Source organism: Paenibacillus sp. FSL W8-0187, from assembly GCF_037969755.1.
Classification (GTDB): domain Bacteria; phylum Bacillota; class Bacilli; order Paenibacillales; family Paenibacillaceae; genus Paenibacillus_AQ.
On sequence record NZ_CP150206.1, the window covers coordinates 3,264,789 to 3,277,612 of the forward strand.

The window sequence follows — 12,824 nt, forward strand, 5'->3', positions numbered from 1 at the left end:
AGTGTATCGCTTATGAAACTGCTTGTTAAGTTATTGGTGCATGGAGTTTTGATTACGGCACTGCTGGTTGCACTTACCGATGCTTCGTTCACAGGGGCTATATTGACGGCATTAGGAATTGGCATCGTTGCTTATTTGGTGGGAGATTTATTTATTCTGCCACGTACCAGCAATATGATGGCAACGATTGCCGATGCCGGATTGGTATTTATAGTGCTGTGGATTATTGGCGGTGTTGCGAACTGGACCCTTGATTTCTCGGAGGTCCTGCTGATTGCAGTACTTGCGGGAAGCTTCGAGTATTTATATCATATGTGGGTCAGGGGCGAGCATTTGTTTGAAAAGAGACGGCGGGCTTCGTAACCACGGTGAAACCTTATATCGATAAATATGCGTATATGATGAAGCCTGAGAAATCAGGCTTTTTTGCCATGATATTGCTAGATGGGTGGCCACTAGCAGCAGAAAAATTATACAATACATGAAAGAGCCTATGCGGGCATATGATCTCGGAGGTAAATCATGAGTAACATTCAATATCTGTCGCAATTCAACTTGCTTCATTCCTTATCGAAAGATGATTTGGTCGTGATGGATGAGCTAACCTCCATTACAATCTATCCTAAACATACATTCATACAAACACCGCAAACCTTCACGGAACGATTATACTTTGTGAAAAAGGGTAGAGTTCGCTTGTACAGGTTAAACACAGAAGGAAAGCAATTTACGCTGGACATATTGGGCGAAGGGAATGTGTTTGGTGAATTAAACGGTTTATCGCTCGGTACACGGGAGGTATTCATTGAAACGCTGGTAGAATGCGATATCTGTATGATCGATCAGCGGCGATTTGAGAACTTTCTGATCGAACACCCTCAATTCATGCTCAATATGATGAAGGTCTTGAGTGACCGTTTGGTACATATGAGCAGTCTTGCGCAAAACCTGGCGTTGGGTAAACTACATGAAAAAATCCTGCACGTGATCGTAAACCTGTCCAATCAATTTGATCTGGAGGGTAGCGGCGAGTACTATAGAATCGATCTGCCACTGACGCATCAAGAAGTTGCGAATTTGGTCGGAGCAACTCGGGAGGCTGTCACATTGGTATTAAAAGAGCTATCGGAAGCGAAAGTGATCAAGACCGGATTTCGAACGATTTACATTCATCGGGATTACGCCATGACGAGATTGAGCTGAACAACGTAAGTTGTAAGCTGCATTACATCCATTGATCTGGATCCCGTTTATTCTGTAACTTATATAATAGATTAAGGAGACTGGATCGGGATGGAAATCAACGATGAAGAGATATCGATAGACCGTGCATTATTGCACAGGAAAGGTGCTCGTAAGGTGAGTGAGGTTCCTGAAGAAGTTAAGGTGCTACTACAGCAAGGGCGATTGGAAACGGTGAATTTGACAGAATGGCTTGCCGTAGATCACTTGAACTTGCTGAAAAATGTATTGGACGAGTTTGGATTACAAAAACAGCGAGATGAAATGTTATCGAGGTTGGTTCAGATTGAAGACAAGGTGACAAAAATCATCCCGGCGATTGCCGATTCCTGGATGAATCTGCAGGAGCAAATGCCGAAGACTGAACAATTTGATATCGTAAACAGTCTGTCTAAACACCGTTCAGACAGCGTTCGCTGCTGGGCAGCCTATATGGTTGGGTTAGATCAGCTGGACCTTGAACAGAAGCTGGACCGAATAAAGGCGTTTGCAGCAGATGAACATTTTGGCGTGCGTGAAATATCATGGATGGCTGTTAGGGATTCTGTCGCGAGCGAATTAAGGCAATCTATACGTTTGTTATCGTCTTGGGTTCATGACAAGAATATGTACATTAGGAGATTTGCAATTGAAGTGATTCGCCCGCAAGGCGTCTGGGCCAAACATATTGCCGAACTAAAAGAGAACCCGGACATTGCTCGGCCGCTATTGGATGCGGTGAAATCCGATTCGGTCAAATATGTGCAGGATTCTGTAGCGAATTGGCTTAATGATGCCAGTAAAACGAATCCGGATTGGGTGATTCAGCTATGCCGGGAGTGGCAGTCATCTTCCGGAACCAAGGAAACCGAGCGCATCGTAAAGCGAGCCCAGAGAACGCTTGCGAAGAAGAGTACATGAGACTATGACGTTTTATGCCCCCCCTGTTGATAAGAGCGAGTTACGCCTCCTAACGCGTCAATAAAATAACCCCATTGCTCGTTCAAGAGCGATGGGGTTATTCAGTTTCTTACCTCTTAAGGCTTAGCATTCTTCCAATAAGTATACGCATGCACCACGCTACCGGTAAAGGAAGGTGAATCCTTCAATAAATCAGGCAGCTTGGCAAGCTCTTCCTCCATGTAAGCTGCTCCTTCTTCATAGAAGGAAATATGATCGCCTTCATGGCTGGCTTTGATCTCGACGGAAATCTTGATCGGTTTGCCCAATTCATCGGCAAATGCAATCTCTTCCTTAGAGACTGCGACAATCCCGTTCGATCCTTCCGCTACATCCCGGAAGGCCATGAGTGAAACATGGTCCATTCGGTTGATCATCCACTTGCTGAGCGACATATCTTGACCGGTAACTTTGTATTTATCCAGCCACACAGCCATATCCATACTTGCTTCCAGATTGGAGTCCTTTTTCAATTCCGTAACAAAGGCATCCAGATTCGCGGTCCATTCGGAAATAACCTGCTGCGAATTTTCCCTCCACGCAGGCAGCACATAAGGCTCAATGTCCAAATGAATGCCATGAAAACGTTCATTGCCTTCCACTGCGCGGTTGTAGTTCTTTACGTAATTAACCAATCGCAGCATTCTGGGTCGGTTCTCCTCAAGTGCCCATATCGGATGACCACCCAGGGCATGAACTTCGATTCCGGCAGCAGCCGCTTGTTTAACAAACGAAGAGTACGAACTGTACGGTTGCTCCAGGTCCAGTCTTACATACAGCCAGTTCAAGTTTTTCTCTTTCGCAAAATCAAGAATTTCCTGACTGTTCTGAATCACTTCATGAGCTTCCCATATATACGTGCCTCTTACGATAGGGTCCCGTGTAACCGGATCCGCATCTGGCACGCGACCGCCTTCTCCCGGTTCAGGATTCGGATCGGGGTCCGGTGATGGGGAAGTAGGTTCGTTATCGTCTGGCGGTACGCTCCCATCATCGGACATGTTTTGCCAGTTGCGGATATCGTGGATAGCGATCCCGGCAAAGGATGCATATGAACCGAGCACACCCGACAGATGCTCCAGTTTCTCGTTCATTCTGTCCTTACCATGTCCATAAAAGCTGGTGTGAGACTCGCCCGGCATTTCCTTCGTGTTAACCCCAATAAGAATCTGCTTACCAAGCCTGTTGGCAAGCTCAAGCTCATCTCGCGTCAGTTCCAGTATTCCATGCTCGGATTCTACTTCGTTCCGGTAGGCCATCACGGTAACATGGTCAAATGTACGGATCAGCCACTCATTCAGATTGGTGCCATTCTCCAAGGAGTATTGATCAAACCAGAAGGGGATGTCGATTCCGAGTTCCAGCTCGTTTCCGGACACTTGATTCAGGAACACCTCCAGATTTTGTTCCCAAGTGCTGATGATCTTGTCCTTCTCGTCCTCCCACTGGGCAAGTACATACGGCTCTATATCAAGATGGATTCCGTCAAATCGGGCACCGGCCGAAACCTTGCCGTTATAGTTCACCACCCAATCCGCGAGTCCGAGCATATCTTCCCGATGTTCGGTGAGGGCCCATCTTGGATCTCCACCTAAAGCATGCACTGCGATTTGATTCTCATGCGCACGTTGTATAAATGCCTCGTAAATTTCAGACGGCAGTTGACGATCAATCTGTAAGAAGATTAGATTAATTCCCTCTTCTCTGGAAAAACGAAGAAGTTCTTCGCCGCCATCCTGAATCAGATCCGTCTGCCAGATCCAAGTTGCTTTTTTTGTAGCATTTTCCCCATAAGCCGGGGTATGAAGCCCCACCAGAAGCATGACAGCCAAGAGACTGGCAAGCAGCGGGTAACCTTTCACTTTCATGTTTTCCCTCCGTTTCTCTACGAGAACTCCGCGTATTCTCTATTTAGTAAACGGGGTTATTATAGCATTGATACCTCAAAAAAAGATGAGCCCTTGTTCTTACAGGACAGGCAGCGAGGAGCACAGCGAACGAATGATCGGTATAAAAGGAACTACGACATATTTGGTAAAGTATAACTAAATGATATAAATTATATGAATTCGAACAAAATTAAGGCTAACTACTCAGGAAGAAAGTTGTGTTTATGACTTCGATATGGCCTAGTGTCACTGTTTTAATGACGAACGTCATTCAATTTATGGGTTTTGAAGGAGATTCGAAAGCATACATCATAACAACTAGTAATTTAAGGGAGAGGAGTCACTAGTAGAGGTAGAAAGTGAGACTCAGCACATATGTAGATGATTCGTCATGTTGAATTCGTATACGTTGTTCGTATACGATTTGGAATTCAAGTCCATCCTAGGACTAAAAACATAAGGTGGGCGCACATGATAAATTTGGAATCGAGATTGGAGAATATTGAAGATCGTTTTGTGAATATAGATACCTATCTATGTAAACATGATTTTACGTTAGCCGGCAATTGGGATTACAAGCATGGTTATCTGGACCGGCGCTTGGATCAGGAGCGGATGGTGTGGCTTCGGATCCCTTTTCTGGTAACCAAAGGCAGCTTAGATGGCGAATGCGGCGGCTGCCATGCTACGATAAAGCTCGGCCGTCCATTCGTGTTTAGACATATATACAATACAGGAACCGACAAGCATGCGGCACCTCGTTTATTGGGAGCTCTCTTTGATCAATTCCAGGCTCCGATCGACCCTGACGCATCGGTGGACGATATGTGGATTGAACAAGCAAGACAAGTTTTGGACGAAGTGGAGGCAGGGTACTTGCACTAACACTCGGCGCTCATCGAGGAGATCAAGTTGTCTTGATCTCTTTTTCATATTTACATTATAACAAGCAAGGAGCTCTGACGTTTGCTGCAGTCAAAGGGCTCCTTTTTGTATGGGTGAACAGAATAGGGTGATTAAAGAATATCCTTTGAAAACTTTAGAACCTTTGTAAGAGCGGGCCCAAATGATAAAGCATCCTGATATAGTAGGATAGACTGGCTTCAATATGCTGCTTACATTGGATTTATTAAATAAATGAAGAAGGTGGATACCACTCATGAACAAAAAAACATTGTTTAATGATGGATGGACATTTGCAAAAAGCAGTCTTGACCATACGGATTCGGCAAATCTTATATTCCAACCCGTGGATATTCCCCATGATTGGCTTATTTATAACACGGAGAGTTTATATGAAAACAGCATGGGCTGGTACCGGAAGCAATGGTCGTGGAATTACGAAGGCGCTCAGGTTCTGCTGTGTTTTGACGGTGTTTATATGGATTCTTCGGTTTATGTCAATGGTCATTACGTGGGTGAATGGAAATATGGATATTCCTCCTTTGAACACGAAATAACGGATTTCCTGATCGAAGGGGAGAATGTCATCGTTGTGAAGGTTGTACACCAAAGTCCGAACAGCCGATGGTATTCGGGCGCGGGCATCTATCGTAATGTATGGTTAAAGATAAGGGAAGCGAACCATATCACAACAGACGGCATTTATATATCAACAGTATGTCAGGAAAATGGATGGTTGGTCGAAGTCGACACGGAAGTGAACATCGTTGATGATGTGGTTATCAACCACATCATCATGAAGGATGGTCAGAGGATCGCAGAGGTGTCAGATCGAGTCAATGCTAGCAGCGCAGGCAATATAACGAATACGCAAACTTTAGCTGTAGAGCGTCCAAGGCTATGGAGCCCGGATGAACCTCATTTGTATCAGTTGGTTACCGAGATGAGGGTGACTGGAACAGATCTCCCAGCAGGCTGGCACGATGAAATTGTAGAATCGGTATCGCACAACGTGGGATTTCGCCATATTCAGCTTGATCCAAATCAGGGTTTTCTCCTGAACGGCAGCAAACTGAAATTGAATGGCGTATGCGAGCATCATGATCTCGGAGCTCTGGGAGCAGCGTTTAACAAAACGGCCTTAGCCAGAAGGTTTGCTATTCTGAAAGACATGGGAGCTAATGCGATCCGCACCGCACACAATATGCCTGCTAAGGAATGGATGGATCTTGCGGATGAAATGGGGCTGCTGATCGTATCGGAAGCCTTTGATATGTGGGAACGTCCGAAAACCCCATATGATTATGCAAGGTTTTTCCCGGATTGGGTTCAGCATGACGTGAAGAGCTGGGTCAAACGGGATCGGAACCATCCGTCCCTTATAATGTGGAGTATCGGGAATGAAATATATGATACCCATGCGGATGAGAGGGGGCAGGACATAACAAGGATGCTGATGACAGAGGTCCAGCGATACGATCCCAAGCAAAATGCAAGCGTTACCATCGGATCGAATTATATGCCTTGGGAGAACGCTCAGCATTGTGCAGACATCGTAAAGGTGGCAGGTTATAACTATGCCGAGAAATATTACGAGAAGCATCATCAGGAACATCCGGATTGGATCATCTATGGCAGCGAGACTGCGTCGGTCGTACAAAGCAGAGGCATTTATCATTTCCCGTATGAGAAGTCCATTCTGGCCGATGATGACGAGCAGTGTTCCTCCCTCGGAAACAGCTCGACCAGTTGGGGAGCGAAATCGGCGGAGGCGTGCATTCTGGCTGAGCGGGATACGCCTTTCTCGCTGGGACAGTTTATATGGACCGGATTCGATTATATTGGAGAACCTACGCCGTATCATACCAAAAACTCTTATTTTGGTCAGATGGATACGGCAACCTTCAAGAAGGATTCCTATTATATCTATCAAGCGGCCTGGACGGATTATAAAACAAAGCCCATGGTGCATCTGCTGCCATACTGGGATTTCAACGACGGTCAAATGATCGATGTTCGCATCTGTTCCAATGCGCCAAGGGTCGAGTTGCAGCTTAATGGGGAAACCATCGGTAAACAAGATATTGACCATGCACACGGAAGACAGCTTGTGGGCTGGTGGAAGATTCCTTATGTGAAAGGCGAATTGAAAGCGATCGCTTATGACGAAGCAGGACGTATCGTGGCTACGGATATACGAACCTCTTTTGGCGATGCCAAGGGCATTGTTTTGCGCCCGGATAAAGAAGAATTAACAGCCGATGGAGCAGACCTCATCTTCGTCGAAATCGCGATGGAAGATGAGAACGGCCATGCTGTCGAGAATGCGAATAACCGGGTGGAAGTCCAGGTCACGAGTGTCGGACGATTGCTTGGACTCGATAATGGGGACAGCACGGATTATGATCCGTACAAAGGCCGAAGCAGAAGGCTGTTCAGCGGCAAGCTAATGGCGATCATCGGATCCACATTGGAGGCTGGCCAAATTCAGATCGAAGTGTCTTCGATTGGTTTAGAGAGCCGATGCCTGCATTTGACATCCATTCCCGCACAGGAAGAAGTGACAACGGGCATATCAGCAAGCATGAGTAACGAAGATGGGCCGTGCCTGACGGGGAGTTTGCTTGAGCTTCCGCTTCGCAAGATTGAACTGATCAGCGAAGGAGGTCAAACATTTCATCCGTCCAATCGGCAAGTGGTGGTGCGTGCCATGTTACATCCGCCGGAAACCTCTTATCAAGAGGTTGAATGGGCTGTCGTGAATGATGCCGGTATTGACTCCAATATCGCCAGTGTGGAAGCCGCTGGTCATGAAGCCATCGTGACTGCCCTTGGCGACGGTGAGTTTCGTTTGAGGTGTACGAGTCGGAACGGAACGGATAAGACCAAGCTCATATCCCAGCTTGAATTTCAAGTCGATGGTTTGGGGGCGGCCTACAAAGACCCATACTCCTTCATTTCGGCAGGACTGTATGACTACAGTCAAGGTGATGTGGGAAACGGGAACGAAAGAGGCGTAGCTACGAGTAGAGACGGTGAGACGCAAGTCGGATTTCGGGACATCGATTTCGGTCCCCATGGCTCCGATACAATTACCATTCCGATATTTGCGCTCTCAAGCGAAGCGTACTCGCTGCAAATCTGGGAAGGGATGCCCGGTGAGGAGGGCAGCTTCTTGCTGGCCGATTGTATTTATCAGAAAGAGTCCAAGTGGAACGTGTATCAGGAAGAAACCTACCAGTTGTCCAAGAAGCTGCGCGGGATCACGGCGATATGCTTTGTCCTTCGTCAGAAGGTGCACATCAAAGGGTTTTATTTTCACGTGGGGGATAGAGCCTTCGAGCAGAATTTTGCCGCAGATTGCGATCGGATCTATGGAGATACCTTTACGATTATGGACAACAAGTTTGTTGAAGGTATCGGAAATAATGTTTCCCTCGAGTTTGACCCGATCGATTTCTCAGAAACAGGTGCATCGAAACTGATTGTATACGGCCGTTCGGTCGTAGATAAGAACACGATTCATATCCGTTTTGCCAATTCGGAAGGAGAAAGCAACCAGCTCGTTGAATTTACGCGGTCTGTTGGATACGAAGAGCAATTGTTTGATCTGGAGCATGTAACCGGCAAACAGAAGGTGACGTTCATCTTCCTGCCGGGAAGCCAATTCGATTTTGGCTGGTTCCGGTTTGTAAGATCAGGTTCCTAATTCAGTAGTAATCGAGGCTGCAGATCCAATCGGCAGCCTTCTTCTGTTTGGAATGGATCGATAGGATTTGAATTAACCCTGCGGTATAATTAAATAATCGACATACCGAGATGGAAGGGACCGTGATGGGAATGAAGCAAACCCATAAATCGAGGAGCAAAAGAGGGCTCAAGATCGTCATATGGACCCTGTCTATAATAGCCATGGTAATCATAGCAGCCAGTGTCATACTGGATTCTCTTACTTACAAGCCGCTTGATGAAGCTAAAGCGGTGTTTCGAAGTGATCCGGAAGTTGTCGTCGAACACCTTAAGGACGGCTATCGTTTCGAGCCGGTGGGCGGGGAGGTGATCCAGCCTGACATTATTTTTTATCCGGGTGGATTGGTGGAGCCCGAAAGTTATGCGCCTTTTGCCAAGAGAATGGCGGAGAAGGGGCATCGCGTGTACATTGCATCCATGCCTTTGAATCTCGCCGTGTTCGGACAGAATAAGGCGGATTCCTTCATATCGGAGCATCAAGGGAGCCGTTATGTCATTGGCGGGCATTCTCTAGGCGGCGTTTTTGCTGCGAGATATGCTTCTGAACATCCGGATGTCATTGACGGGGTTTACTTCATGGCTTCCTACGCGGATGATGGAGGCAAGCTAAACGGATTAAATATGTCCGCACTTCAGATCACCGGTACGAAGGATGGCATTCTCGATCGAACAGAATGGGAAGCTGCAAGAAAGAATCTGCCGGATGAGACAACATACGTGGATATTGCAGGCGGCAATCACGGACAATTCGGTTCTTACGGTTTCCAAAAGGGTGACAACGAAGCTTCCTTAACCCCAGCAGAGCAGTTGATCGAAGTAACGGAAGCTATGGACCTCTGGATCCAGGGCATCGATTTGTTTCAACGCTGAAACTGAAATGTAACCCGAATGAAACTTCTACGTATATAGGTTATAAACATGGGAACATGTTAAACACTTAAAGAAGTTGAGGGATTCCATCTTATGAATGTGGCGTATACAGATTATGCCGATACGGGATATCGGCGGGCTGAACAGAAGGCAGCACAGTATTTTGCATCACTTTATGTTCAGGTTAAGGAAAAGAGTTATGTGCCGATCCTGACAGAAGACATTCTATTGTGGAAAAGGAAGCATATTCGTCGTCCTTCATGGCTGTCTTTTTTATCGCCGGGAAAGAAGAAACCGGATACCCGGGATTATTATAGATATATCGGATGGCTCCATTATACAGGTGAATTGGATAGTTATTTGGATCGAAGCATTTCCTATATTTACATGAGAGATCTGGGTATGGCTCTGGACTCGCCTGACACGAAGGCCAGAATAGGGCGCGTTGCTCACGATACCAAAAAACTTTTGCTTCGCTCCACCGGCTCGAATGGAGGAGACACGCCGGATTATATGAGTTTGGCCGGGCTGTACCGATGGGCCCAGAAGGAAGGTATCGAAGATGCCGTCATTTGGGTCATCAACAAACTGAAGCATGTGGCGACCCATATTCCGGAGGAGATGGATGCGGACCAAGCCCAACGCAAATTGATCAAAATTATCGTCGGTGTAGTTATGCACGTCATCGAAGATATGAGTGTCGGGACATCGCCTGCGGAGCGCTCGGCCCGTCTTGATGATGCCATCCGATTGGGTTATTCCTACGGGTTGACCTATCCTTTTATAGACGATCTGCTCGATTCAGGGGTCTTGAACGATCAGGAGAAGGAACAATACTCCCAAATGATACGACAGGCGCTTCTCACTGGAACGGTTCCGGAGATGGGTCAATGGAGCGGGAAAAACATGGATCTCGTTCATTTCGTTCATAAGGAGCTTCGAGATGCATTTGAGTATATTCAGGGACACCAATGCCCGGAAACGCAGCAGACTTTTTTTGAGCAGTCTAACGTGTTTTTTCATTCTCAGCATATTGACCGTATTAAGGATCTCGCCAATCCCAATTACAGCAACGAGGAAATCTATCTGCCGATCATTCTGAAATCATCGTCCTCCCGATTGATTGTCCGTTCCGTCATCAGCGCGTCGGCGGATGAAGGTTTTGAGGACCGGACATTCTTTTACGGTATCTACAACCAACTGGCCGATGATTTTGCCGATATGTTTCAGGATATGGAAGACGGAGCGGTAACACCGTACACTTATTATTTAAAATATCGCGGTCAGCGTACGGATCTTATCAATCCTTTTGAAATGTATTGGGCGGTTATCTCTCACCTGATTCATAACGTGTATCACTCGGACGCCAAGACGCGAGAGGTAATGCTGGACCGGGCCATCAATGGCCTGAAGCGTTGTAAAGAACGGGTCGGAGCAGAGAAATACAGCGAAATCATGGATATTTTTGCATCCGGGAACCCGGAATTTAATCGGCTCATCCAGCAAATGGTTCTAAAAGCCGATCAGGTGGATTTCTTCGATAAATTGCTGCGGGACCAGATGGTTACGGTGCTCAGAAACGAGCGGAAGGAAAAGGATCTTTTTATCGATACCTTTAAAACCGTTCGGAATGAGATCAACAACAGCTTGCAAATTGCGAAACTTCCTGGCATTCCTCCAATGAAAGAGTCGTTGATTGATGCCGCCAATTATACGCTCGAAGGGGATGGCAAACGTCTAAGACCTACCTTGACTTGGGTCATGGCCGTTAAAGAATACGGACTGCGAGCTTCCGCCATCGTGCCGCTGCTGAGGTCGCTTGAATACATGCACACCGCTTCCTTGATATTCGATGATTTGCCGTCCCAGGATAACGCCTCTACCCGTAGAGGGCGACCGACCTTGCATCGGGTTCATGATAGCGCCACGGCGGAAATTACCGGTTTGTTCCTGATTCAGAAGGCCATCGAAGAACAATCGTCTCTTGAAGGGTTTGATCCGAAAACGGTACTGAAGCTGATTCAATATTCGTCCCAACGGGCTGGAGATATGTGTTCGGGCCAGGCGATGGATTTGAATTCAAAAGGGAAGGTATTGTCCTTGGAGGAGCTGAATACGGTCTGTTATTACAAGACGGGCATTGCGTTTGAGGCATCTCTCGTTATGCCTGCCATCCTTGCTCAGGTGAAGGAGAGCGAAATTGCGACACTGAAAAAATTCGCTTACCATGCGGGCATTGCCTTTCAAATCCAGGATGATTTGCTTGATGTGCAGGGGGATTTGGAGCAGCTCGGGAAACCCGGAGGACAGGATGTGGAGAACAACACATCGACCTTTGTGAGCATTTTGGGTCAGGAAGGCGCCAGTCGGGAAATGTGGGAGCATTATTGCCAGGCCATGGAGGCGCTGCAGGAGATGCCGCGCAATACGGCGTTTCTCAAGCATTTATTAAATTACATGGTAAATCGAGATCGTTAAAGTTCTTCTATTATACTGTTCAATGTTGAGAAAATATCCCGTGAGGAAGTGTTGGCGTGAATGCCAGCACTTTTTTTGGTTCCGACCTTCGTGTAGGCCCATGCGTGTACATATTATAGCAGTATCGGCGGGTGGACCAACCGGTATTTGCTTTGCGGCTATGTTTCCTGACCGTGTTGCAAGTTTGACACTTCAGAGTGCCGTCACTAAACCCTGGCTCAAACCCCAAGACAAAGAATATAAACTCGGACGTCATATTTTTAAACCCAGCGTTGAGAAAAAAACGTGGAACATGATTGCATTAATAAACAATATACTGCCACGAACTACATTCAAATTAATGCTGCCATCCTTTTCCAAGCTCCGTTTTAGTGAAATCCGCGAAAGACTTGATGAGAAATCATTGGAGGAATTTCGAAAAATGAATAACAGACAACGTTCCTATTCAGGATTCCTCATTGATTTGGAACAGTCACAAACCGATTATACGAACGAATTAAGGAGTATTCGTGCACCGACGCTGGTCCAGCGTAGTAAAAATGATAGTGTTGTCCCCTTAACTCATGTTGAGCAAGCTCAATCTTGTATTCCACATGCAGAAGCTAACGTGCTCGACTCGTAGGGACATTTGATCTGGATTGGACAACATGCTCGTCATTTTGATGAAAGACTGTTACATTTCTTATCCAGTAACCAAATTTACGAATAAGATAGCATTTTTGTTTTAAACAAATCATTCATCTCATTTTTTTG

9 protein-coding genes are annotated in these 12,824 nt (G+C 46.4%); 8 read left to right on the forward strand and 1 reads right to left on the reverse strand.

What is annotated here, in order from left to right; all coding sequences use genetic code 11:
- Nucleotides 1-12 precede the first annotated feature (12 nt).
- The 3 genes from MKY48_RS14765 (at nucleotide 13) to MKY48_RS14775 (ending at nucleotide 2,142) form a co-directional block, all read left to right on the forward strand.
- A complete protein-coding gene (locus tag MKY48_RS14765; protein WP_339272885.1) occupies nucleotides 13-363 on the forward strand; it encodes a DUF2512 family protein in 351 nt (116 codons plus the stop codon).
- Between the two features lie 159 nt (nucleotides 364-522).
- On the forward strand, nucleotides 523-1,203 hold the full coding sequence (locus MKY48_RS14770) for a Crp/Fnr family transcriptional regulator (RefSeq protein WP_339272887.1): 681 nt from the start codon (nucleotides 523-525) through the stop codon (nucleotides 1,201-1,203).
- 90 nt (nucleotides 1,204-1,293) lie between these two features.
- Nucleotides 1,294-2,142, forward strand: a complete 849-nt coding sequence (locus tag MKY48_RS14775) for a DNA alkylation repair protein (protein ID WP_339272888.1) — start codon at nucleotides 1,294-1,296, stop codon at nucleotides 2,140-2,142.
- A gap of 116 nt (nucleotides 2,143-2,258) precedes the next feature.
- Here MKY48_RS14775 and MKY48_RS14780 read toward each other — a convergent pair whose 3' ends face one another.
- Nucleotides 2,259-4,049 carry a hypothetical protein gene (locus MKY48_RS14780; protein WP_339272889.1) on the reverse strand — a complete coding sequence of 597 codons (1,791 nt, stop codon included), beginning with the start codon at nucleotides 4,047-4,049 and terminating at the stop codon, nucleotides 2,259-2,261.
- Nucleotides 4,050-4,541: 492 nt separating this feature from the next.
- Here MKY48_RS14780 and MKY48_RS14785 point away from each other — a divergent pair, with 492 nt between their 5' ends.
- From MKY48_RS14785 to MKY48_RS14805, 5 genes are all read left to right on the forward strand, one after another.
- Entirely contained in the window at nucleotides 4,542-4,955 is a 414-nt protein-coding gene (locus MKY48_RS14785) for a YugN-like family protein (protein ID WP_076323225.1), read from the forward strand.
- A 274-nt stretch (nucleotides 4,956-5,229) separates the two neighbouring features.
- Nucleotides 5,230-8,682 (forward strand): glycoside hydrolase family 2 TIM barrel-domain containing protein, encoded by a 3,453-nt coding sequence (locus MKY48_RS14790; RefSeq protein WP_339272891.1) that lies wholly within the window; start codon nucleotides 5,230-5,232, stop codon nucleotides 8,680-8,682.
- A 125-nt stretch (nucleotides 8,683-8,807) separates the two neighbouring features.
- Nucleotides 8,808-9,593 (forward strand): alpha/beta fold hydrolase, encoded by a 786-nt coding sequence (locus tag MKY48_RS14795; RefSeq protein WP_339272893.1) that lies wholly within the window; start codon nucleotides 8,808-8,810, stop codon nucleotides 9,591-9,593.
- A 93-nt stretch (nucleotides 9,594-9,686) separates the two neighbouring features.
- The gene (locus MKY48_RS14800; protein WP_339272895.1) at nucleotides 9,687-12,071 is read left to right on the forward strand and encodes a polyprenyl synthetase family protein; all 2,385 of its coding nucleotides are present in this window, start codon (nucleotides 9,687-9,689) and stop codon (nucleotides 12,069-12,071) included.
- Nucleotides 12,072-12,171: 100 nt separating this feature from the next.
- A complete protein-coding gene (locus tag MKY48_RS14805; protein ID WP_339293313.1) occupies nucleotides 12,172-12,693 on the forward strand; it encodes an alpha/beta hydrolase in 522 nt (173 codons plus the stop codon).
- The last annotated feature ends 131 nt before the right edge of the window (nucleotides 12,694-12,824 follow it).